Genomic DNA, 23,746 nt, shown 5'->3' with positions numbered 1-23,746 from the left:
ACTCTGTGAATCCCGGTCGACGCACCCGCCCACGGCACGGGCCCGCCGACGTCCTCAAGACATACGACGGGCCCGAGAGGTTGCCCTCACGGCCTCGACCGGTGTGCCGAAGCCGCTCGGCCGCCCTACCAGCGGTAGGGCGCGTACACGTCCATGCACTGGCTCTTGTCCGAGCCGTTGATGGCGTCGGTGCCGCCGGGCAGTTGACCCGCCTTGGGCGCGGACTGCTTCGGATACGCCGTGCCGGTACGCCAGTCGGCGCCGACGACGACCGTGACGCCGGAGACGTCCGTGGACCGCTTCACCGAACTCAGCGGAATCCCGAGGGACTTGGCGACCCGCTGGGCGTCGCCCTCCAGGTCGGCGCTCGGGTAGCGCACGACGGTGCTGTCCTGGGACAGGCCCGACGTGGCGTCCTTGGACGCCCTGCTGAACCCTTTCGCCACCAGTTCCTGGGCGATGACGCCCGCGCGGCCACTGACCGGGCCCAGCGTGGAACTGCGGGTCGCGTTCTGCACCAGGACGCCGATCTGCGCGTCCGGCGCCGAAGGGGCCTTGGTGGCCTCGGACTTGGCGGACGGCTTCTTCGAGCCCGACGCCTTGCCCTTGTCGTCGAGCGGCACGTCGTCGCGGAGCATCCGCCACAGCTGGTCGGCGCTCGCGCCGTTCGGCACGACGTGGTCGGCGTTCCGCGGGTCGGGGACGTTCGGCATCGTCACCGAGGTGATGCGGTCGGTGGGCACCGACTTCAGCTGCGTGCCCAGGTCGTACAGCTTCTTCACGGTGCCGATCTCCTCGGACACCGACAGCGACTTGGTGGCCGCCTCCGCCAGGTCCATCAGCCGGCCGGTGTCGGTGAAGACGTTCTGGCCCTTCAGCTTGCGGATCATCGAGTTCAGGTACATGTGCTGGGCGCGGGCCCGCATCAGGTCGCTGCCCCAGGCGTGCCGGGTGCGCAGCCACTGCAGGGCCTGCTTGCCCTTGACCTTGTGGGTGCCCTCCGTCAGCTTCAGTCCGGAGCCGCCGGGCACCGCGGCCGTCGGGTGGTCCCACACGTTCTGCCGGACGCACACGTCGACGCCGCCGATGGCGTCGGCCATGCGCACCACGCCCGAGAAGTCGATCGTCATCCAGTGGTCGATGTAGACCCCGGTGAGGTTCTCCCAGGTGGCGAGCGTGCAACCGGCGCCGCCACGGGCGAGGGACTCGTTGATGATGCCGTTGGTCGGCTGGTAGACCTTGCCGGTCTTGGGGTCGGTGCACTTGGGGATGTCGACGCGGGTGTCGCGCGGGATGCTCACCATCGCGGCGCTTTTGCGGTCCGCGGAGAGGTGGATGAGCATCTGCACATCGCCCAGCGGCGGGCTGCCGCGGTCGTACTTGGCGCCGCCCAGCTTGACGTTCTCGTCGGAGTTACGGCTGTCGGAGCCGATCAGCAGGATGTTCAGCGGGGTCTGCCCCGCCGCGTTCGCCTTGGACTTCAGCGCCTTCGCGTCGCCGCTGCTGCGCTCGCCCTTGTGGATGTTGCCGTTGAGGTGCTCGTAGTACAGGTAACCGGCGCCGGCCGTGCCGAGTATCAGCACCGACAGCGTGACCGCCGACCAGCGCAACACCCTTCGCCCCCGCCGCGGGCCGCCCCTGCGGTGTCCGCCCGCCTCGAACGCCCCCGTCCCCGATCTGCCCGAGCCGTCCGCGCCCTCGGTGGTCTCCTGGCCGCCGAAAGCCGGCCGGACCCCCGGTCGCGTTCCCTCCCCACGCACACTGCTCTGCGTCATTCCCCGTCCTCCCCACCCTTGCGCCGTCAAACGGGCCTGCCATGCGTCCTGTTAGACGCACGACAGGCCCGTCAGGTCACTTGGCGCACTCAACCTTGTCGGCCGTCGTCTTGTCGACGTCCGGCGCCTTGGACGACGCGGTGAACTTCTCCCCCGCCCCCGGGAAGTCCTTGCCCAAGGTCAGCGTTATCGTCGGCAGCCCCTGGTCGTTGGTCACGCTCTTGCCCGGCTTCATCGCCGAGCCGGACAGACCGAGGATGGCGGCCAGCCGGCGGGCCTGGTCGGCCTGGTCGGGGGAGTACTCGAGGGTGGTCTTCGCCTGGGAGGCCCCCGCGTTGCCCGCGTTCTCGCTCTTCAGCACGCCCGCGGTGTTCTGCAGGTAGCTGAGCTCGGCCTGCGCGCTGCCCGCGTCCGCCCCGCCGTTGAGGATGCGCACCCGCACCTCGGAGGCGGCGGACTTGCTGCCCTTGAGGCGGGCGGCGACCGCGGCCGCCTCCTTCTTCTTCTGCGCCTTGACGGCGGTGAAGGAGACGTCGTTCTTGATGGCGTCGAAGACCTGCTGGGCCGCGCCCGGCTTCAGCACGACGGTCGCCTTCACCTTCTCGGCCGGGTTGTCGATCACGGGCACCGTGGTGAACGCCAGGTTCTTCGGGTTGAGCTTGCCCAGCTCCAGACCGAGGTCCTTCAGCTTGCCGATGCTGTCGAGGTTCGAGTCGACCGTCAGCGCCTTGGTGCCCGCCTCGGCGATCTTGATCATCTTCGACGGGTCGGTGAGGGTGTCGTTCGACTTCAGCTTGCGCATCAGGGCGCTGAGGAACTGCTGCTGCAGGGTGATCCGGCTCAGGTCGCCGCCGAAGCCGACCGCGTGCCGGGTGCGCACGAAGGCCAGCGCGGTCTCGCCCTGGATGTGCCGCGTGCCCTTCTTCAGGTTCAGGTGCGAGTCGGGGTCGTTGATGTCCTTGCCGAGGCACACGTCGACGCCGCCGACCGCGGTGGTCAGCGTCTTGACCGCGTTGAAGTCGGCGACCATGAAGTTGTCCGGCGTGATCCCGGTCAGCTCGGTGACCGTGCGGGCGGTGCAGCTCGGCGTGCGGTCGTCCTGGCCGAGGCTGGTGTTGAAGCGGACGTTGTCCGTGCCGGCGATGACCTTCTCGGTGCCGTCGGCCAGCTTGGTCGGGCAGTCCGGGATGTTGGTGATCAGGTCGCGCGGGATGCTCAGCGCCGTCGCGTTCGAGCGGTCCTTGGAGACGTGCAGCAGGATCGTGGTGTCGGCGTGGCCGACGCTGTCCTTGTCGCCGTACTTCGTGTTGCCCTTGCCGGTGCGCTTGTCGGTGCCGATCAGCAGGATGTTGATCGCCTTGCCCTTGCTGAACCCACCGGTGCTCGCGCCGTCGTCGGAGACGGACGTGATGTTGTCGTTGAGGTGCTTGATGTAGAGGTAGGCACCCCCGGCGGCGGCGACCAGCACGAACGCCATCGTGCCGCCCGTCCACAGCAGGACCTTCTTCGCCTTGCCCTTCTTCACCGGGCGGCGGCCGCGCCGGCCCGGCAACGGCTCCTCGGGCACACCGCGACGACGGCGCGGCGGCGGAACGTCCCGGTCCGGCGCGCGCTCGGGAGTCGCCGTACGACTGCGCACGGCACCACCCGCGGAACGCGGGGCCGCCCGGCGCGGACCGGGCACTCCCGACTGCGGAGCGGAAGGACTCAGTCGCAGTTCGTATTCACCGGTGTTCGGATTGAGCACCCACTGGTCTGCGGGATCGATGTCGTCCGCCCGCCCACGGCCTGTCGCGTCCACGATTGTCCGAATCCTCCGTCGGGGCGCGGCGCCTTCCCCCCTCAAGGCGCTCGGTCTCGGTCTCACAGTGCTCGACGCCAGGACGGACCTCGCGGCGGGATGCACCGGACCGCTCACACTATCCGCCCAGTTCAGCACCCAGTGACGACGGTGAGAAATTCCATGCCCAAGGGCGGGGCAATTCGCCCTTTTTCTCGGACATAAGTGCGGTGATTTGGTGATCGCTTTACCTGCAGGCGTCCGTGGCGGCCGAGTTGCCGCGGAACGTGGGGGCGGGTGAAACTCCGTTCGACGGGTACCCGGGCTGATTTTCGGCGGACTTTCCGTCGCGGAATCCGTGCGCACCGTAGTCGTGCGGGCCTTCGGGCGCCCCGTCCCCGGCGGTCGAATGGCCGCTCTTCGGGGGAGATTCCCGCGGAAGTGCCTTCGGGGCCCCGGCCGGGCCTTCCCCGGCCACCCGGACCGGCAGGTCCGCACGCAGTCGTTCGAACAGCTTCTGCGCCTCCGGCTCCACCAGTTGGTCGCGGTTGGCGTCGTAGGCGTACGGCTCTCGCGGGACCGTGAGGAACCGCACATCCTGCGAGGGGACGTCGCGCAGCCCGCGCACGAGGTCGTACAGCCCGCGCAGGCTCGCCAGGGCCGGATCGGTCGTCAGGGAGGACGTGGCGGCGTCCAGCACGGGGTAGAGCTTGACGGGGTTCAGCAGGACGTCGTTGCCGCGCACCTTCTCGACCAGGGCGCCGAGGAACTGCTGCTGGCGGTCCATCCGTTCGGTGTCGCTGCCGTCACCGAGCGACTCGCGGGCCCGGACGTAGCCCAGGGCCTGCTCCCCGTCGAGCGTCACGCGCCCGGCTGGCAGCCGCAGCTTGGCGGCCTTGTCGTCGATCGGCTCCGCCAGGCACACCCGCACCCCGTCGACGGCGTCGACCATGTCCTTGAAGCCCTGGAAGTCGACCACCACGTGATGGTCGACGCGGATGTCCGTGAGCTGCTCCACGGTCCGGACGGTGCAGGCCGAACCGCCGATCTCGAAGGCGGAGTTGAACATCGTGAACGCGGGCTCGGAACGGGTGCCGTCGGGCCGCAGGCAGGCGGGCACGTCCACCATCAGGTCACGCGGGAGCGACATGGCGGTGACGGACCGCCGCCCCGCCGCCAGATGCAGCAGGATCGTCGTGTCCGACCGCTCGGTCCCGGAGTCCCGTCCGTAGCGCGAGTTGCCCTTCCCCGACCGTGAGTCCGACCCGATCAGCAGGATGTTCTGCGCGTCCTTGACGAGCGCGGTGGGCCGCTCCTTCTCGTACCGCGCCAGCTCGGCGGCGGCCGCGTCGTCGGCCGTGATGTTCCCGTCCAGCTTCTCGTACACCGCCCATCCGGCCCCGGCGGCGCCCAGCACGACGAGCGCGAGGCCGAGCCCGCCGCCCCGCAGCCACCGCCGACGGCGCCGCCGCGCGAGCCCCCGGCCGGTCGCGGACGCGCCGGCGCCGGGCCCGAGGGTGCCTGCGGAGTCGCTCACGAGCCGGCCCACCCCTCATGGCGTCAGGACGTAGTGCTGTTACGACCATGCCCCGGAAGGGGCGGGGGAGGCGGGCCCGGCTGCTCCGAACGGGTGATGGCGCAACCCGGGGGCGCGGGGGAAACGCCCGAGCGGCGAGGAGCGGCCGACGCCCGACGGTGAGGCGGACACCCGGGCGGCGGCGAAGGGCCGGCGCCCGGCGGTCGGGGGAAAGGCGCGGCCGGCGCCCGGCGGTCAGCCGGCGTCCGCGCGCCGCACCGTGCTCACCCGCTCGCTCTCGACCCGCTTGGCCAGAGCCTCCTCGCCCAGCTGCTCCAGGTTCCGGCACAGCACCACGGAGCCCCCGGTGGCGAGCGGCCCGTAGAGCCCGGCGTTCAGGCCGCCCCAGGTGTCGTACGGCAGCCCCGACAGGATCCTGCTGCCGGGCCCGGTGAGCCCCAGCCCCGGCGCCTCCGCCCGGGCCCGCTCCACGACCTCGGCCGCGCTGAACTCCCGCCCGGCCACGACCAGCGCGGGCTCCTCCGGGTCCACGGGCGCGAACGGCGCGAACCGGTCGCCCTGGCTCGGCACCTCGACGGCGTAGTCGACGAAGCCCTCCGGGGTCTGCGGGAACCGCCCGCCCAGCGGCCGCAGTGCGAGAGCGACCCGCTCACCGCGACAAGCCCGCGCGGCCTCCAGCGTGTCGGGCCCGCTCACCACCACGTCGGCCGCGCCCGGATTCCCGTCCACGTCCGCGACGACCCCCACCGAGGAGCACGCCAGCAGCCACACCGCCGTCTGCCAGTGCGCCGGCAGCAGCAGGGCGACCCGGTCGCCCGGCGCCGCCGCGAGGTCGCCCTGGAGCAGATTCGCGGTCTTGGCCACCCAATTGGCGAAGGTGGCCACGGACAGTTCGACACGCTCGCCCGTGGCGTCGTCGTAGAAGGTCACCAGAGGGCGTCCGGGGTCCGTGGCGAGCGCGGAAGACAGCAGGTCGGCGGGGGTGCGATCGGTGGCGTTCACCCGCGCAAGCGTACGCGGGCGGCACCCGGCGCGGCGCGCGGCCGCACCACCGGTTCGGCGGAACGGGAGTCGACGGCCCGTCAGCTCCCGAATGGACAGACAAATATGACCATGTCCAACATCAGCGACATGCGTGGACTCCTTGTCTCCTCCCTCGCCTCCTCGATCGGCGTCACCTGTGCGGCCGCCCTCGTCCTCCCGCTCGCCCCGCCCGCGGCCGCGGCGTCGCCGAGCGGGGCGAACAGCGGAGCCAGACCCGCGCCGACGGCGGTCCGCCAGGCCGTCCAGAACCCTGCCGCCCTCCCCGGCAGCACCCGGTCCCTGCCCCTGGCCCCCCTCACCCGCGACCGCGCCATCGGTCCGGCCGTCCCCGAACAGGGCCTGTCCCGCGGGCATGTACGGCCCTTCTCCCTCGTCGGCGTCGTCTGGAACGACCCGGACGCCGTGCTGCACGGCCGCGTCCAGGTCCGCACCCGCGCGTCCGGCACCGGCACCTGGTCCGGCTGGCAGGACCTTCAGACGCACAACGACGACGGCGCCGACCCGGACGCCGCCGAGCGCACCTCGGGCCACGTCCGCGGCTCCACGGCACCGCTGTGGGTGGGCGACTCCGACGGGGTCGACGTCCGCGTACGCGCCGAGGGTGAACGCCGTACCGACGACACCGCCCGCGGCACCCGCACCGCGACCGCCTTCGCCCCGCTCCCCGCCGGGCTCCGCCTCGAACTCGTGGACCCCGGCTCGCAGACGGCTTCGCGCGCCGTGCCCCCGCCCGCCCAAAGAGGCATCGAAGCCGACGCCGCCAACACTGCCGACGCCCCCGGCACCCGCGGCCTCGGCGCCGAGTCGCTGACCGCCTCGGCCGCCAACGCCGAACTCGCCCCGCTCGGCGCCACGGAGATCCCGAAGCTGGGCAGGGCCGCGACGGAAGACGAACAACGCACCCTGCGCGGCGGCGAGTTGACGGAAATCCAGCGGACCAACCCCTTCATCGGCCCGCGCCCGCGTATCATCACGCGCCGCGGCTGGGGCGCCGACGAGAGCCTGCGCGACCGGGGATTCGTCTACACGAAGAAGGTCAAGGCGGCCTTCGTGCACCACACCGCCTCCGGCAACGGGTACCGCTGCTCCCAGGCGGCCTCCGTCATCCGCGGTATCTACCGCTACCACGTCAAGAGCATGGGCTGGCGCGACATCGGCTACAACTTCCTCGTCGACAAGTGCGGAAACATCTACGAGGGCCGGGCCGGAGGCGTCGCCAAGCCCGTACTGGGCGCGCACACCCTCGGCTTCAACACCAACAGCATGGGGATCGCGGTCCTCGGAAGCTTCGGCTCCGCGAAGCCCCCGGCGGCGGCCCTCAAGGCCATCGCCCGGCTCACGGCCTGGAAACTCGGTCTGTACGGAGCCAACCCGCGCGGCAAGACATATCTGAAGTCGGGTGGTGGCAATCTCTACCGAAAGGGAAAGAGCGTACGACTGAATGTGATCTCCGGACATCGTGACGGTTTCGCCACGGACTGCCCGGGCCGGCAGCTCTACCGCAAACTCGGCACCGCCCGCACGACCGCTGCCCGTTACCAGGGCAGGTAGGGCGGGAGAGCGGGAGAAAAGGGTCGCATTCACCGCCGTCGGGGGACGAGGGGCGGAACCACGAAACGCCGCCGAGTCGTCGAAGGCGTCGCACGACGATCTGCATACACTGGCCGGCCGAAGGACATTTCGGCCGGTCCCGGCAGGAAGCAGAGACGACAGGTGACAGAAGCGATCCTCCTGGTCGGCGGCAAGGGAACGCGGCTGCGTCCGCTCACGGTGCACACGCCGAAGCCCATGGTCCGGGCGGCGGGCGTCCCCTTCCTCACACACCAACTGGCGAGAGCCAGAGCGGCGGGCGTGGACCACATCGTCCTCGCCACCTCCTACCTGGCCGAGGTCTTCGAGCCGTACTTCGGCGACGGCTCCTCGATGGGCCTGCACATCGAGTACGTCACCGAGAAGGAGCCCCTGGGCACGGGCGGCGCGATCCGCAACGTCGCCGCCCGCCTGCACTCCGGCCCGGACGAGCCGGTGCTGGTCTTCAACGGCGACATCCTGACCGGGCTGGACATCCGCCGCCTGGTGCGGACCCACGAGACCTCCGGCGCGGACGTCTCCCTGCACCTGACGAAGGTCACCGACCCGCGCGCCTACGGCCTGGTCCCCACCGACGACACGGGCCGCGTCCTCGCCTTCCTGGAGAAGCCGCAGACCCCCGAGGAGATCGTCACCGACCAGATCAACGCGGGGGCGTACGTCTTCCGCCGCTCGGTCATCGACACGATCCCGGCGGGCCGCCCGGTCTCGGTGGAACGGGAGACGTTCCCCGGCCTGCTGTCCGCCGGAGCCCACCTCCAGGGCATGGTCGACTCCACCTACTGGTTGGACCTCGGCACCCCGGCCGCCTTCGTACGGGGCTCCGCGGACCTGGTCCTCGGCCGCGCCCCGTCGCCCGCCGTCCCCGGCCGCTGCGGGGACCGACTCGTCCTTCCCACGGCCAGGGTCGCCCCCGACGCCAAACTGACCGGCGGCACGGTGGTGGGCGAGGGCGCCTTCGTCGCCGAGGGCGCCCGCGTCTTCGGCTCGACCATCCTGCCCGGTGCCGTCATCGAACCCGGCGCGGTCATCACCGACTCCCTCATCGGCACCCGCGCCCGCGTCGGCGAACGCTCCGTCCTCACCGGCACGGTCATCGGCGACGGCGCGATCATCGGCCCCGACAACGAACTCCGCCACGGCGTACGGGTCTGGTGCGACGCCCAAATCCCAGCAGGAGCACTCCGCTTCTCATCGGACCAGTAACGGCAGCACGGCTGGGCGCCGGCGGATTCCCTTCGGCCTGTCGGGCGGTTCGGCTGGGCGCAGGCCCGCCAATCCAGCCCGTCCGGCGTTTGAGGACGAGGCCCGTTCAGGGCCGACGGGGGTCCTGGGGGGCGGAGCCCCCTGGTACCTGGGCGGCGCAAACGGAACCGCCCCTCACAACTTCCCGATGTCGCCGCGAGGCATCTTCGGCGCCCGCCGAGCCGGCGTACGCCCACTCAGCAGAATCAACCGAGCGGCCCGATGCCGCTGCCCGGCATAAGGCTCCAACAGCTTCAGCATGACGCCGTCATCCGCATCCCGGTCCCCCGCCAGCGCCCACCCCACGATCCCCGGCAGATGCAGATCCCCCACGGTCACCGCATCCGTCGCCCCATGACTGCGCTGCACGACCTCCGCCGAGGTCCACGGCCCGATCCCCGGCACGACCTCCAACCGCGCCTGCGCCTTCTCGGGCGACATCCCGACGGCCTCCTCCAGTCGCCCCGCCACCCGCACGGCCCGCAGGATCGTCGACGCCCGCTTGTTGTCGACCCCGGCCCGGTGCCACTCCCACGACGGGATCAACGCCCACGTCCGCGGCGCCGGCATCACCCACAGCCGCCCCCCGGCCGCGGGCCCGGGCGCCGGCTCCCCGAACTTCCGTACCAGCAACCGCCACGCCCGGTACGCCTCGTCGGTCGTGACCTTCTGCTCCAGCACGGACGGGATCAACGACTCCAGCACCAGCCCGGTCCGCGTCAGCCGCAGCCCCCGCCGCCGGTGCCACGCCGAAGCGACCACCCGGTGCCGCGGCACGAACGCCTCCGGCTCGTCGGCCCCGCCCAGCAGCTCCGGCAGCCGGTCCAGCAGCCACTCGGACCCGGGCCCCCAGGCCTCCCCGCGCACCGCCCCGCCCGCCACGGAGACCCGCAGCGTGCCGGGCCCGAGGGGCGTGAGCGTGGCCCGCCACACCGACCCGTCGGGCATCGCCCGGAACGTCGGATCGCCGGGCCCGCGCCGCAACGGCCCCAGCACCAGCCCGAGGTCGAGCGGTCCATCGGGCACGACGGTCCGTACGCGCCCGCCCGCCTCGGCCTGCCGGGGCACCCCCGCGGGCACGCCGACATGCCCGCCCCGCACGGTCGTACGAGTGGGCCGCGGAGAGAAGCGTCCTGCCACGAAAGATGTCCTAGAGGTCCCCGGGTGTCCCCACGAGGGTAGGCGTACTCACGCGCCCGTCACCGCACCTCGATGAAAGCGTCCGCTTCCCGGGCCGGCCGCGGCCGCGGCTCCTCGGCCGGATGCCCCACCGCCACCGCCCCCATCGGGTCCCAGCCCTCCGGCAGCCCCAGAACCTTCCGCACCACGTCCCGGCAGAACATCGTCGACGACACCCACGCCGACCCCAGCCGTTCCCCGGCGAGCGCGACCAGGAGGTTCTGCACCCCGGCGCCCGCGGCGACCACGAACATCTCCCGCTCGGCCCCGTCCCGTCGCGCGTCCCCGTACGTGTGCGACCCGTCCATCACCAGGCACGGCACGACCAGATACGGCGCGTTGCGCAGCACGTCGCCGCGCCGTACCCGCTTGGCGATGGACTCCTCGCTCTTGCCGTCGCGCCGCAGATCGGCGATCCACGCCTCGCGCATGGCGTCCAGCAGCCGGACCCGCGACTCCTCGGACTCCAGCAGCACGAACCTCCACGGCGTCGTGTGATGCGGCGCCGGCGCGGTGACCGCCAGCGCGACCGCCCGCCGCACCGCCCCGGGGTCGACGGGCTCGTCGGTGAACGCCCGTACGGTACGGCGCTGGGCCACCGCCTCCCGTACCGCCTCGGAGGTCCCCAGCCGGAACATGTCGTCGCGCGCACCGCGCACCATGGCCCGCGCCCCCTCCCCGTCCTCGTCGGCCACGACGTGCGGCAGCCCGCGCACGACGGCGACCGGGCGGCCGGCCGCCTTGCCCTTGACCAGGTCGCCGGCGGCGGCCAGTTCGTCGGCCGTGGCCACGACGGTCGCGCCCAGCGGATTGCCGTGGGCGTCGGTGCCCCCGCGCAGATCGTCGAGCACCCGCACCCCGGCGGCGCCGATCGCGACGTCGGTGAGGCCCGAGCGCCACGGTCGTCCGAAGGTGTCGGTGACGACGACGCCCACGCGCACGCCGAGGGCGTCCCGCAGGGCCGTCGCGGATCGCGCGGGCGGAGGCGTCCGGGTCCTCGGGCAGCAACAGCACGGTGCCGGCGGGGGTGTTGGAGGCGTCGACCCCGGCCGCGGCCATGACCAGGCCCTGCCGGTTCTCGACGATCCGCAGCGTCCCGCGCCGCGCCACGACCCGTACGGTCTCGGCGTCGATCGCGGCCTCCCGGTCGTCGGCGGCGACGAGGCGTCCCTCGGCCTTGGAGACGATCTTCGAGGTGACCAGCAGCACGTCCCCGTCGGCCAGGTGCGGCTCGGCGTCGGCGATCAGCTTGGCGAGATCGTCCCCGCGCTGCACCTCGGGCAGCCCCGGCACGGCCCAGACGCGGTAGCCCTCGGCGGGCGCCGCGCTCACGACGCCCGCACCTCCTCGGCCAGCGCCAGCGCCTCCCGCGCCATCCGCGTGGTCGCGTCGAGGTCGGTCATCATCAGGGGCACCGCGCGGCAGCGGATGCCCGCAGCCTCCACGCGCTGCACGGCGTCCGCGTCCCGGGTGTCGACGAGCCAGCCGTCGAGCATTCCGGAGCCGTAGTGCTCGGCCACCGCGGCGGCATTCGACTCCACTCCGACGGCCGCGAGCACCTTGTCGGCCATCCCGCGCACGGGCGCGTCGCCGACGATGGGGGACAGGCCCACCACCGGCACCCCGGCCTCCGCGATCGCCTCCCGGATGCCGGGCACCGCGAGGATGGTGCCCACCGACACGACCGGGTTCGACGGCGGGAACAGCACGACGTCCGCCTCGGCGATCCCCTCCAGCACGCCCGGCGCCGGCTTCGCCTGCTCGGCGCCCACCGGCACGACCGCCTCGGCCGGCACCGAGGCGCGTAGCCGCACCCAGTACTCCTGGAAGTGCACGGCCTTGCGCTCGCCGTCGATCTCCACGGCCACATGCGTCTCGACGCGGTCGTCGGTCATCGGGATCAGCCGCACGCCCGGCTGCCAGCGGTCGCACAGCGCCTGGGTGACCGCGCTGAGCGGGTATCCGGCGCCGATCATCTGGGTCCGCACGATGTGGGTGGCGAAGTCGCGGTCGCCGAGCCCGAACCACTCCGGGCCCACGCCGTACGCCCCGAGCTCCTCCTTCAGATGGAAGGTCTCGTCGGCACGCCCCCAGCCCTGTTCCTCGTTGATGCCGCCGCCGAGCGTGTACATCACCGTGTCGAGGTCCGGGCAGACCTTCAGCCCGAAGAGGTGGATGTCGTCCCCGGTGTTGCCGATGACGGTGATGTCCGCGTCCGGCGCGGCCTTCTTCAGACCGCGCAGGAACCGGGCACCACCGATGCCGCCTGCCAGAACCACGATGCGCATGTCTCTCAGTGTTGCAGGCGGGTACGACAACGCGTCAGGCAGTCACCGGACGGGTCCGCGCCGCCGACTCCGTGCGCGCGTCGCAGTGGGGAGCGGTGTGCATGGGCATGTCGGTCAGGCCGGGGTAGTAGATGTGCAGGCTTATGGCCGGCTCCAGCGTGTCGTTGACGACCTCGTGCACATAGCCCGGCGCGAACACGCGCTGCGCGCCGGCCGCCAGCGCGCGCGTGCCCCGCTCGGTCCGCTCGGTCAGCGTCCCCTCCAGGACGGTCAGCACGCCCGACGAGCGCCCGTGGTCGTGCAGTCCGCTGCCCTGGCCCGGCACCCAGGACAGCAGCCACACCTCGTAGCCGGGGCCCGTGCGCAGGCGGTGGTACCAGCGGGTCGTCGCGTCGTAGCGGACGAGGTGCTCCCACGCGGAGCGGTCGGCGGCGACGGAGCGGGCGAGGCCCACGAACTCGGCCACGGTGGCCGGGTGCTCGCGCGGCGGCTGGAGCAGGTGCTGGACCTCGAGGATGTCGCCGGCGATCTGGAGGTCGTTGTCGCTGTTCATGGGTGCGGTGGTTCCTCGGTGAAAGAAGGACAGAGGGAACGAGCGGCGGGGGAGAAACACGAAACCGAGCCGCGGAGCGGCTCGGTTCTCAGCTGGAGCGATCGGGCAGGCTCAACAGCTGGGACAGCAACAGCTACAGCGAGCGCGGGCAGCACCGTGGGACCCGGCGGTGCGGGTCGAGGTCAGTGCCGAGTTCGCGAGCATGCCCACAAGGACAGCGGTTCACACCTTCAGTGTCAACTCGACACCCGGTATGTGGGACGGCTTTCACCTCATCCGGTCCATCTGGGTGATGAAAGGTTTGTTCAGCGGGGGACCGGGACACAAGGCGCACAACCGCGCGTCAGGCCTCGTTGCGATCTCGTGATCCGAACGTGATCCGGGTCGCTTCGTGGGGCGCGTGGAACGGGATCGAACATCCGGGCGTCCTTTCCCGTGAAGGCTCTGCAAGGGGTCCACGGCCCTCCCGGGCCTCATCTGCATGTCAAGGTTTATGCCGATTTGAACACTTTCCGCATAGCCTTGGTTCCGCAGAGTGAATAAGGGGCCCAATAGCAGATCTCGGCTTGACTCGCCCGGAGCAGCACACTTGTAATTTCACTCGTGTCGTTCAGCCGAGAACGGTAACGGCTACATCACGGGGACGCGAAAGACAGACGAGGGGCGCACATGACCGAGCTGGTGCAGCAACTGCTGGTCGACGACGCGGACGAGGAACTCGGCTGGCAGGAGCGCGCGCTGTGCGCCCAGACCGACCCCGAGTCCTTCTTCCCCGAGAAGGGCGGCTCCACCCGGGAGGCCAAGAAGGTCTGCCTCTCCTGCGAGGTGCGCTCCGAGTGCCTCGAGTACGCCCTCGCCAACGACGAGCGCTTCGGCATCTGGGGCGGTCTGTCCGAGCGGGAGCGGCGCAGGCTGAAGAAGGCCGCCGTCTGACCCCGTACCTCCCGCTCCACATCCAGCGAACGGCCCGTCGCAGGTGGGTTATCCACAGGCGGCGGGCCGCTGTGCTGCCCAGCCGATAGTGTGGTCGCTCGTCCGAGACGCCTCGCCGCCCCCACGGGGCACAGACGTCCACCGCAGTCCACCGAACCGGGGCCCGTACCTCGATGTCCGTGCACAGCCACACGGCAGCCCACAATCCCGCTGCCACTCCAGAGTTCCCGCGTCACGTGGTGACGGCGGTGCTCGTCTCCCACGACGGCGCCCGCTGGCTGCCCGACGCGCTCGCCGGGCTGCTCGGCCAGGAGCGCCCCGTCCAGTACATGGTCGCGGCCGACACCGGCAGCGCGGACGCCTCCGCCCAGCTGGTCACCGACGCCCTCGGCGCCGACCGGGTGCTGCACCTGGCCCGCCGCACCGGCTTCGGCCAGGCCGTCGAGGAGGCGGTGCGGACCGCGCCCGTGCTGACCCCGGAGGAACTGCCGTACCTGAAGCGGCCGAGCGGCTGGGACCCCGTCACGCGCACCTGGCGCGACGACGCCTACGACCTGCCGGAGCTGCCGCACGGCGAGCCCGTCCAGTGGCTGTGGCTGCTGCACGACGACTGCGCCCCCGACCCCGATGCCCTGGCCCAGCTGCTGCGGGTCGTGGAGAACGAACTGGAGCTCGGCCGCGACGACGTGGCCGTCGTCGGCCCCAAGTTGCGCGGCTGGTACGACAAGCGGCAGCTGCTGGAGGTAGGTGTCTCCATCGCCCACTCCGGCCGCCGCTGGACCGGCCTGGACCGCCGCGAGCAGGACCAGGGCCAGCACGACCACGTCCGCCCGGTGCTGTCGGTGTCCACCGCCGGCATGCTCGTCCGGCGCGACGTCTTCGAGGCGCTCGGCGGCTTCGACAAGCGGCTGCCGCTGATGCGCGACGACGTCGACCTGTGCTGGCGCGCCACCGCCGCCGGGCAGCGCGTCCTGATCGCGCCCGAGGCGGTCGTCCGGCACGCCGAGGCCGCCTCCCGGGAGCGCCGCACCGTCGACTGCGTCGGCCGCAGCGCCGCCTCCCCGCACATGGTCGACAAGGCCGGCGCCGTCTACACCCTGTTCGTCAACTCGCGTACGGCCGTGCTGCCCTGGGTGCTGCTGCGCGTCGTGCTCGGCACCCTCCTGCGCACCCTCGCCTATCTCGTCGGCAAGGTCCCCGGACAGGCCGTCGACGAGATCCGCGGCCTGCTGGGCACCCTGCTGCGGCCCGAGCGGATCATCGCCGGACGGCGCAGACGCGGCGCCCCGCAGATCGACAAGGGAGAGCTGCGCGCCCTGTTCCCGCCGCCCGGCGCGACCGTGCGGGCCACCGTGGAACAGGTCGCGGGCAACTTCTTCAGCAGCTCCGACGCCGACGCCACCTCCGGCGCCGGACGGCACGGCGGCGCGGTCGAGTCCGGGCCGGGCGGCGACGACGCCGACTTCCTGGAGATCGAGCAGTTCGCCCGGCTCAAGCGCGTCGCCCGCAAACCGGGCCCGATGCTCTTCCTGGTGCTGCTGTTCGTCTCCCTCGTCGCCTGCCGCGCCCTGCTCGGCGGCGGCGCGCTCGCGGGCGGCGCCCTGCTGCCCGCCCCGGCCGACGCGAGCGAGCTGTGGTCGCGTTACACCGACTCCTGGCACGCCGTCGGCGCCGGCGGCACCCCGTCCGCGCCGCCGTACCTGGCGATCGTGGCGACCCTGGCCTCCGTGCTGTTCGGCTCCACCGGACTCGCGATGACGGTCCTGCTGGTCGGCTCGGTGCCCCTCGCGGGCTTCACCGCCTACTTCGCCTCCCGCCCGCTGGTCGAGTCCCGTCTGCTGCGCGCCTGGGCGGCCGTGGTCTACGCCTTCCTGCCCGCCGCCACCGGCGCGCTCGCCGGCGGCCGCATCGGCACCGCCGTCCTCGCCGTCCTGCTGCCGCTCATCGCGCGCGCGGGCATCGCCGCCAGCGGCGTCACGAACGCCTCCGGAGCTCGCGGCAGCTGGCGCGCCACCTGGGCGTACGCGCTGCTGCTGACCATCACCACGGCCTTCACCCCGATCGTCTGGCCGATCGCGCTGATCCTCGGCATCGCGGTGCTGGCGCTGCGCCGCACCGACATCACCGCCTACGGGCTGCGCTTCCTGGCCCAGCTCGGCTCGCCCCTGCTGGTCCTCGCGCCCTGGTCGCTGACGCTGCTGCCGTTCGGCTTCTTCAAGGAGGCCGGACTCGACTACGGTCCCTCGGCCGCCACCGCGCTGGACCTGCTCGGCATGAGCCCCGGCGGGCCGGGCACGGTCGACGGGCTGATGCTGATCGGCGTCGTCCTGGCCGCGCTGGCCGCCCTGATGCGCTCGGAACGCCAGTCCGCGATCCGGGCCGCCTGGGCGGTCGCCCTGGTCGGCCTGGTCTTCGCCGTGCTGTCCAACCACTCGACCTGGGCCGGTCCGGCCACTCTCGTCTACGGCATCGCCCTGCTCGCCGCCGCCGCCCTCGGCGCCGACGGCGCACGCGCGCGGGTGGCGGAGCAGAGCTTCGGCTGGCGCCAGCCGGTCGCCGCGCTGATCGCCTTCGCCTCGCTCGCCGGTCCGCTGCTGGTCGCCGCGGGCTGGATGATCGGCGGCGCCGACGGACCGGTGGAGCGGCGCGACCCCACGCAGGTGCCCGCGTTCGTCGCCGAGGAGAGCGGGACCAGCGACCAGGCCCGCACGCTCGTGCTGGACAGCGACTCCGCCGCGCACGTCGGCTACACCCTGGTGCGCGGCTCCGGTGCCCGCCTGGGCGACGCCGAGGCCGCCGCGGCCGACGGCGAGAACAGCGCGCTCGACAAGGTCGTCGCCAACCTGGTCGCCGGCTCCGGCGCCGACCAGTCCGACCAGCTCGGCAAGTTCGCCGTGCGCTACGTCCTCGTCCACAAGGGCGCCCCGCGCGAGGTCACCCGCGTCCTGGACGCCACGCCCGGCCTGTCGCGCCTCAGCCAGCAGGACGGCAGCGCCCTGTGGCGGGTCGACCAGGAGGTCGCCCGCGCGACGATCGTGGCCGCCTCCGGCTCCGGCGCCCCGCAGCCCGTGGCCGCCGGACCGGTCGACATCCACACCACCGTCCCGGCCGGAGCCGACGGCCGCGTCCTGCGGCTGGCCGACACCGCCGCCGAGGGCTGGACGGCGACCCTGGACGGCAGGCCGCTCACCCGCACCACGGTCGACGGCTGGGCCCAGGGCTTCGAACTGCCCTCCTCCGGCGGCAGGCTGGACGTCACCTACGACGAGCCCGTCACCCACACCGCCTGGCTGTGGGCGCAGGGCTTCCTCGCCGTCGTCCTCGTCGTCATGGCCCTGCCCGGCCGGCGCCGCGACGTCGACGACGACCTCCCCGAGGAGCCGTCGATCCCCGCCCAGGCCGTCGAGGGCGAGGGGCGCCGCGCCCGCCGCCTGCGCGCCCAGTCGGAGGCCGAGGAAGGCACCCCGGAGGAGGAGTTCCCGGCTCCTCCGGCGGAGCAGCCCCCGGTCGCGGTACCGCAGCAGCAGTCGTACGGCGAGTGGGACCAGGCGAGCTACCAGAACGCCGGGTACGACCCGTACGGCAACGAGCAGTACCAGGGCGCCCAGCAGTACCCGGCCGGCGCGTACGACCAGACGTACCAGGCGGATCCGTACCAGGGCGGCCAGTACGACCCGTACGCGTACGGCGACTCCCAGGGCGGGTACGGCCAGACGTACGACCCGACGGTCTATCAGCAGCAGGGCTACGACCCCGCGTACGACCCGGAGCAGCAGCACCCGCACGCCCCTGAGCGTCCCGACGGGAGTCAGCAGTGAACCGCACCACCCTCTCCCTGATCGCCGGCACGGCCGCCCTCGCCGCCATCACGGGCGTCGCCTCGCTCACCGCGCCGGGCGCCTCCGGCGCGGCTCCCGCCAAGGCGGCGGCCGAACTGCCCGTGGAACGCACCACACTGCTGTGCCCGGCGCCCAGCACCTCCGACCTCGCCGACACCTCGTACACGTCGTACACGCCCGTCACCAAGGGCGCGGGAGGCGCGGGCAAGGCCCAACTCCAGGCCGCGACCGAGCGGTCGGACGGCGCGACGGGCGGCAAGGGCACCAAGGACAAGAAGGGCAAGGGCAAGAAGGCGGCCGGCAAGCCGGTCCTGACGCCCAAGGAGCCCGGCACCCCGGTCACGGGCGACACCTCCGGCGCCGACGCTCCCGCGCTGATCGGCACCGCCGAGGGGAAGTTCGCGCCGGGCTGGACGGTGCAGGAGACCACCGAGGTCGCGGCGGGCACCGGGCGCGGCCTGCAGGGCGTCAACTGCTCCGCGGCGGACACGGAGTTCTGGTTCCCGGGGGCCAGCACGGCCGCCGCCCGCACCGACTACGTCCACCTGACCAACCCGGACGACTCGGCCGCCGTCGTGGATGTCGAGCTGTACGGCAAGGACGGCGCCCTGAAGTCCACGGTGGGGGAGGGCATCACCGTCCCGCCGCACTCCAGCGACCCGCTCCTGCTGTCCACGCTGACCGACGAGAAGCAGACGGACCTCACGGTGCACGTGAACGTGCGCAGCGGGCGCGTGGGCGCCGCCGTACAGGCCCTGGACGACAAGACGGGCGGCGACTGGCTGGCCGCCACCGAACCGGCCGGCAGCCTCGTGCTGCCCGGTATCCCCAAGGACGCCACGTCGGTCCGTCTGATCGCCTTCACGCCGGGTGACACGGACGCCGACCTGAAGGTGCGCCTCGCCTCCCCGTCCGGGCTGATCACGCCCGCCGGCAACGAGACGCTGCACGTCAGAGCAGGGATGACGAGCGCGGTCGACCTCGGCGCCGTCACCCGCGGCGAGGCGGGTTCGCTGGTCCTGACCCCCTCCGCCCGCGCGGTGCCGGTCGTGGCGGCGCTGCAGGTCGTACGCGGCAAGACCGGCAAGCAGGAGACGGCCTTCCTCCCGGCCACGGTCCCGGTCGGCACGCGCGCGACGTCGGCGGACAACAGCGGCAAGGGCTCCACCCTGTCGATCACGGCGCCGACCGGCACCGCCCGGGTGAAGGTCACCGCGTCCGCGGGCAGCGACGGCGGCTCGGCGGTGTCGAAGACGTACACCGTCAAGGCCGGTACCACCCAGGACGTCGAAGCTCCCGTGCCGAACGGCGCGAAGGGCACGTACGCGCTGACGGTCGAGACGCTCTCGGGCGGCCCGGTGTACGCGTCGCGGACCCTGTCGGCCACGGAGGGCGGCGTCCCCGGCTTCACCATCCAGACGCTGCCGGACGACCGGGGGCTGGTGTCGGTGCCGCAGGCGGACGAGGATCTTTCGGTCCTGCAGAAGTGAGGGCGGCCGGCGGGGCTCAGTCCTCGCCGTACCGCGGGTCCACCGTCTCCGGGGTCAGTCCCAGCAGCTCGGCGACCTGTTCCACGACGACCTCGTGCACCAGGGCGGCCCGCTCGTCGCGTCCCTTGGTGCGGATCTCCACCGGCCGCCGGTAGACGACCACGCGCGCGGGGCGTCCGTCGCGCGCGGCGATCGTGCCGCCCAGCGGCACCGCCTCGTCGTTCCAGGTCTGCCCGGGCCCGTCCAGCCGCGGCACCTCCAGGACCAGGAAATCGATGTCGGCGAGCTGCGGCCAGCGCCGCTCCAGCCGCTCCACGGAGTCCTGGACCAGGTCCGCGAACAGGTCGGCGCGGCTCGCGGCGAGCGGCACCTGGGGCGGTGCGATCGGGCCGCGCATGCCCCGGCCGTGGCGGTCACGACGGCGGGGCCCGGGGCGGCCGGCGGCACGGTGCGGTACGGGGTTGTCCATCACTGGTGAAGCGTAGTCCCCGCCGAGCCCGGCCGCCCGGCTCCACACGGCATCCCGGACACCGTTCGGCCACCGGGTACGGCCTGTCACAGGCTGACCATTCCAGCCAAGGTTCGGCTCGATTCCGTATCTCTCCGAGACCGTCGACGTCGAGGCAATTGACGGTGTTTGTACCGAGAGTTGATCGGACGGTGGGGCGCGAGACGGCGCGCGGGGGTGCGTCCGCCCTGGTCAGCAAGGTGTGGCGAAAGGGGTGTGTGGGGCGATTCACACCACGACACGGTGGAGTGACCTGGTGGAGAGTCGTCGCGGCCCGCTCAAGAGTGCGGTACCGTCCAACGTCGTGAGCCCTGTACGTCGCTGTTCGCGCACCGCTTGCGGCCGTCCCGCCGTCGCGACGCTGACGTACGTCTACGCCGACTCGACCGCGGTCCTCGGCCCGCTCGCCACCTACGCCGAACCCCACTGCTACGACCTGTGCGCCGAGCACTCCGAGCGCCTCACCGCGCCGCGCGGCTGGGAGGTCGTCCGGCTCCTCGACGGCTCCGCCCCGGCCCGCCCCAGCGGCGACGACCTGGAGGCCCTCGCCAACGCGGTGCGCGAGGCGGCCCGTCCGCAGGAGCGGACGGCCCAGGCCGGCGGGGCGCGCTCCGCGGACCCCATGGAGGTCGCGCGCCGGGGCCACCTGCGAGTGCTGCGCTCCCCGGACAACTGACCCGCCTCTCCGCGCCTGCACTGGTGCGAGTCATGCATACGCCGATGCGAGTGATGCACGGCCATTGACGCGACCTTGGCGCGGACACGACCATTCCGTAAGCCGAAGTGAGAAATCGCTTTCCGCATGACGGAATCGGGGAGGCGCCCGTGTACGTCCAGAAACTCGAACCCGTCGCCGGCTCGCTCGGCCTGTCCGCCCTCGTCGCCGCCCTGCCCCTGGTGATCGTCCTGATCCTGCTCGGCGGTCTCCGCGTGAAAGCGCACCTCGCGGGCCTGACGGGCCTTCTGGCGGCCGTACTGGTCGCCCGGCTCGCCTACGGCATGCCCTTGGGCCAGACCCTCTCCAGCGCGGCCCAGGGCGCCGTCTTCGGTCTCTTCCCCATCCTGTGGATCGTCGTCAACGCCCTGTGGGTGTACCGGATGACCGTCCGCACCCGGCACTTCGACATCCTGCGCCGCTCCTTCGGGCGCCTCTCCGACGACCCGCGCATCCAGGCACTCGTCGTCGCCTTCTGCTTCGGCGCGCTCCTGGAGGCACTCGCCGGCTTCGGCGCGCCGGTCGCGATCTGCTCGGTCATGCTCGTCGCCCTCGGCTTCGACCCGGTGCGCGCCGCCGTCGTCGCCCTGGTGGCCAACACCGCGCCGGTCGCCTTCGGCGCGATGGGCACGCCGGTCGTGACGCTCGCTCAGGTCACCGGACTGCCGCTGGACACCGTGGCCTCCGTGGTGGGCCGTCAGACCCCGCTGCTCGCCCTGGTGGTGCCGCTCGTGCTGGTCCGGCTGGTGGACGGCCGGCGCGGGCTGCGCGAGACCTGGGTGCCCGCCCTGGTGTGCGGAGTCGCCTTCGCCGTCGCCCAGTTCGCCGCCTCCAACTACGTCTCCGCCCAACTCGCCGACATCGCCGCCTCCCTGGTCGGCGCGGGCGCCCTGGTCGCCGTACCGCACGCGCGCGTGGCCGCCAGGGAGGAGGTACGCGCGTCCGTGCTGACCGGTGCGCGCAGCGAGGAGCTCGACGAGGAGGACCCGCGCCGCGAGGTCGTGCGCGCCTACGCCCCGTACGCCCTGATCGTCGTGATCTTCTCGGTCGCGCAGATCCCCGTCGTCAAGGACTGGCTGGCCCGGACCACGCAGACGTACGACTGGCCCTTCCTGGACGTCGTCGCGCCGAACGGCGAACCGGTCGGCGGCAACGTCTTCACCTGGCCGGTCGTGTCGACCGGCGGCACCCTCGTGCTGCTCGCCGGGCTGTGCACGGCCGCGGTGCTGGGGGTGCACGCGCGCGTGGCCGTCAAGGAATGGCTGGCGACCGTGCACGAGCTGCGCTTCGCGATCCTCACCGTCACCTCCGTGCTGGCCCTCGCCTACGTCATGAACCTCTCCGGGCAGGCGGCGACCATCGGCCACTTCGTGGCGGCCGCGGGCGCCGGGCTGGCCTTCCTGTCGCCCGTCCTCGGCTGGTTCGGTGTGGCCGTCTCCGGCTCCGACACCTCGGCCAACGCCCTCTTCGGAGCCCTGCAGGTCAGCGCCGCCCGTGAGTCGGGGCTGTCGCCCGAACTCCTGGCGGCGGCCAACAGCTCCGGCGGCGTCCTGGGCAAGATGATCTCCCCCCAGAATCTCACCATCGCGTGCGCGGCCGTGGGCCTCGCCGGCCGCGAGGGCGACCTGCTGCGCAAGGTGCTGCCCTGGAGCGCCGGGCTGCTGCTGGTGATGTGCCTGATCGTCGTCGGCCAGAGCTCGCCCGTCCTGGACTGGATGCTGCCCTGAGCGTTCTTACCCTGCTCTGACCTGAGGTTACGGCTGAGGCACCCGCTCGGCGTCCGTGCACCGCACGGCCGTCCGGTGCGGGTAGTTTGGGGCCACCGACAGGACTCCAGGAGGGTTGGCCGTGGCTGCTGATCTGTCACAGATCGTGAAGGCGTACGACGTGCGCGGGGTGGTCCCGGACCAGTGGGACGAGTCACTGGCCGAGCTCTTCGGGGCGGCCTTCGTCCAGGTGACCCGGGCACGCGCGATCGTCGTGGGCCACGACATGCGGCCCTCGTCCCCCGGTCTGTCGCGCGCCTTCGCGCGTGGGGCGGCCGGGCAGGGCGCCGACGTGACCGAGATCGGCCTGTGCTCGACGGACCAGCTGTACTACGCCTCCGGCGCGCTGGACCTGCCGGGCGCGATGTTCACCGCCTCGCACAACCCGGCGCGGTACAACGGCATCAAGTTGTGCCGGGCCGGCGCGGCACCGGTCGGCCAGGACACGGGCCTGTCCGAGATCCGTGAACTCGTCGAGCGGTGGACGGAGTCGGGCGCTCCGCGACCGGCCGCCGAGTCGGGAACGATCACCCGGCGCGACACGTTGGCCGACTACGCGGCCCACCTCCGCTCCCTGGTCGACCTGACCTCGGTCCGCCCCCTGAAGGTCGTCGTCGACGCGGGCAACGGCATGGGGGGCCACACCGTCCCCACGGTGTTCGAGGGCCTGCCCCTGACCCTCGTGCCGATGTACTTCGAACTCGACGGCACGTTCCCCAACCACGAGGCGAACCCCCTGGACCCGGCGAACCTCGTCGACCTGCAGCAGCGCGTCCGCGCGGAGGGCGCCGACCTCGGCCTCGCCTTCGACGGCGACGCGGACCGCTGCTTCGTGGTCGACGAGCGCGGCGAGCCGGTGTCCCCGTCCGCCGTCACGGCGCTGGTGGCCGCACGCGAACTGGCGCGCAACGGCGGCAAGGGCGTGATCATCCACAACCTGATCACGTCCTGGTCGGTCCCCGAGGTGGTCCGGGAGCACGGCGGCACCCCGGTCCGCACCCGGGTCGGCCACTCCTTCATCAAGGCCGAGATGGCCACCTCCGGCGCGATCTTCGGCGGCGAGCACTCGGCCCACTACTACTTCAAGGACTTCTGGAACGCCGACACCGGCATGCTGGCGGCCCTGCACGTCCTCGCGGCCCTGGGCGGCCAGGACGGCCCCCTGTCCGCCCTGGTCGCCGAGTACGACCGCTACGTGGGCTCCGGCGAGATCAACTCCACGGTCGCCGACCAGGCGGACCGCGTCGCCGCCATCAAGGCCGCCTACACCGGCCGCGAGGACATCACCCTGGACGAGCTCGACGGCCTGACGGTCACCTCCACCGACTGGTGGTTCAACGTCCGCCCGTCCAACACCGAACCCCTCCTCCGCCTCAACGCCGAGGCCCGCGACGAGGCGACGATGACGAAGGTCCGGGACGAGGCCCTGGCGATCATCCGCGGATGAGGCCGCTTTTCGGCCCGTCCGGTGCTCTTCAGCCCGTCCGGCGTTCAAGGACGAGGC

The 23,746-nt window shown here is 72.4% G+C and carries 16 protein-coding genes and 1 pseudogene; 8 read left to right on the top strand and 9 right to left on the bottom strand.

From position 1 onward, the window contains the following. Window positions 1-125 precede the first annotated feature (125 nt). The 4 genes from LN251_RS10245 to LN251_RS10230 form a co-directional block, all read right to left on the bottom strand. Window positions 126-1,775, bottom strand: a complete 1,650-nt coding sequence (locus LN251_RS10245) for an LCP family protein (protein WP_458244126.1) — start codon at window positions 1,773-1,775, stop codon at window positions 126-128. Window positions 1,776-1,851: 76 nt separating this feature from the next. Further along, the gene (locus LN251_RS10240) at window positions 1,852-3,576 is read right to left on the bottom strand and encodes an LCP family protein (protein WP_458244125.1); all 1,725 of its coding nucleotides are present in this window, start codon (window positions 3,574-3,576) and stop codon (window positions 1,852-1,854) included. Between the two features lie 226 nt (window positions 3,577-3,802). Further along, complete coding sequence (locus tag LN251_RS10235) at window positions 3,803-5,092, bottom strand: LCP family protein (protein ID WP_458244124.1); 1,290 nt, start codon at window positions 5,090-5,092, stop codon at window positions 3,803-3,805. A gap of 234 nt (window positions 5,093-5,326) precedes the next feature. After that, entirely contained in the window at window positions 5,327-6,094 is a 768-nt protein-coding gene (locus LN251_RS10230) for a TIGR03089 family protein (protein WP_458244123.1), read from the bottom strand. A gap of 129 nt (window positions 6,095-6,223) precedes the next feature. On the opposite strand from LN251_RS10230, the gene LN251_RS10225 reads away from it, so the two are divergent. Continuing rightward, window positions 6,224-7,687, top strand: a complete 1,464-nt coding sequence (locus LN251_RS10225) for a peptidoglycan recognition protein family protein (RefSeq protein WP_458244122.1) — start codon at window positions 6,224-6,226, stop codon at window positions 7,685-7,687. A gap of 162 nt (window positions 7,688-7,849) precedes the next feature. Further along, the gene (gene manB / locus LN251_RS10220) at window positions 7,850-8,932 is read left to right on the top strand and encodes a mannose-1-phosphate guanylyltransferase (RefSeq protein ID WP_458244121.1); all 1,083 of its coding nucleotides are present in this window, start codon (window positions 7,850-7,852) and stop codon (window positions 8,930-8,932) included. A gap of 174 nt (window positions 8,933-9,106) precedes the next feature. On the opposite strand, the gene LN251_RS10215 is transcribed toward manB, so the two are convergent. The 4 genes and pseudogenes from LN251_RS10215 to LN251_RS10200 all read right to left on the bottom strand — a co-directional run bounded on the left by LN251_RS10215 (window position 9,107) and on the right by LN251_RS10200 (window position 12,991). Beyond that, window positions 9,107-10,111 carry a DNA-3-methyladenine glycosylase family protein gene (locus tag LN251_RS10215; protein WP_458244120.1) on the bottom strand — a complete coding sequence of 335 codons (1,005 nt, stop codon included), beginning with the start codon at window positions 10,109-10,111 and terminating at the stop codon, window positions 9,107-9,109. Between the two features lie 59 nt (window positions 10,112-10,170). Then, window positions 10,171-11,482: pseudogene (locus LN251_RS10210) on the bottom strand (coenzyme F420-0:L-glutamate ligase). After that, window positions 11,479-12,438: a 2-phospho-L-lactate transferase gene (gene cofD / locus LN251_RS10205; RefSeq protein ID WP_458244119.1), complete on the bottom strand. Its 960-nt coding sequence runs from the start codon at window positions 12,436-12,438 to the stop codon at window positions 11,479-11,481. The pseudogene LN251_RS10210 and the gene cofD overlap by 4 nt, the downstream one beginning before the upstream one ends. Window positions 12,439-12,472: 34 nt before the next feature. Further along, the gene (locus tag LN251_RS10200) at window positions 12,473-12,991 is read right to left on the bottom strand and encodes a cysteine dioxygenase (protein WP_458244118.1); all 519 of its coding nucleotides are present in this window, start codon (window positions 12,989-12,991) and stop codon (window positions 12,473-12,475) included. Window positions 12,992-13,660: 669 nt separating this feature from the next. Here LN251_RS10200 and LN251_RS10195 point away from each other — a divergent pair. From LN251_RS10195 to LN251_RS10185, 3 genes are all read left to right on the top strand, one after another. Beyond that, window positions 13,661-13,924 (top strand): WhiB family transcriptional regulator, encoded by a 264-nt coding sequence (locus LN251_RS10195; protein WP_003990679.1) that lies wholly within the window; start codon window positions 13,661-13,663, stop codon window positions 13,922-13,924. A 173-nt stretch (window positions 13,925-14,097) separates the two neighbouring features. Then, complete coding sequence (locus LN251_RS10190) at window positions 14,098-17,742, top strand: glycosyltransferase (RefSeq protein ID WP_458244117.1); 3,645 nt, start codon at window positions 14,098-14,100, stop codon at window positions 17,740-17,742. Next, window positions 17,739-19,253: a DUF5719 family protein gene (locus LN251_RS10185; RefSeq protein ID WP_458244116.1), complete on the top strand. Its 1,515-nt coding sequence runs from the start codon at window positions 17,739-17,741 to the stop codon at window positions 19,251-19,253. Before LN251_RS10190 ends, LN251_RS10185 begins: the two co-directional genes overlap by 4 nt. 16 nt (window positions 19,254-19,269) lie before the next feature. Here LN251_RS10185 and LN251_RS10180 read toward each other — a convergent pair whose 3' ends face one another. Continuing rightward, the gene (locus tag LN251_RS10180; protein WP_058924953.1) at window positions 19,270-19,722 is read right to left on the bottom strand and encodes a metallopeptidase family protein; all 453 of its coding nucleotides are present in this window, start codon (window positions 19,720-19,722) and stop codon (window positions 19,270-19,272) included. Between the two features lie 295 nt (window positions 19,723-20,017). On the opposite strand from LN251_RS10180, the gene LN251_RS10175 reads away from it, so the two are divergent. The 3 genes from LN251_RS10175 to LN251_RS10165 all read left to right on the top strand — a co-directional run bounded on the left by LN251_RS10175 (window position 20,018) and on the right by LN251_RS10165 (window position 23,689). Further along, window positions 20,018-20,437, top strand: a complete 420-nt coding sequence (locus LN251_RS10175) for a DUF3499 domain-containing protein (RefSeq protein WP_458244115.1) — start codon at window positions 20,018-20,020, stop codon at window positions 20,435-20,437. A gap of 149 nt (window positions 20,438-20,586) precedes the next feature. Next, the gene (locus LN251_RS10170) at window positions 20,587-22,203 is read left to right on the top strand and encodes an L-lactate permease (protein ID WP_458244114.1); all 1,617 of its coding nucleotides are present in this window, start codon (window positions 20,587-20,589) and stop codon (window positions 22,201-22,203) included. A 121-nt stretch (window positions 22,204-22,324) separates the two neighbouring features. Next, a complete protein-coding gene (locus LN251_RS10165) occupies window positions 22,325-23,689 on the top strand; it encodes a phosphomannomutase/phosphoglucomutase (RefSeq protein ID WP_458244113.1) in 1,365 nt (454 codons plus the stop codon). Window positions 23,690-23,746 lie beyond the last annotated feature (57 nt).

The organism is Streptomyces sp. MAI_2237 (assembly GCF_054189285.1).
Note: the sequence above shows the minus strand (reverse complement) of the source record. Positions and strands in the feature narration are given on the sequence as shown.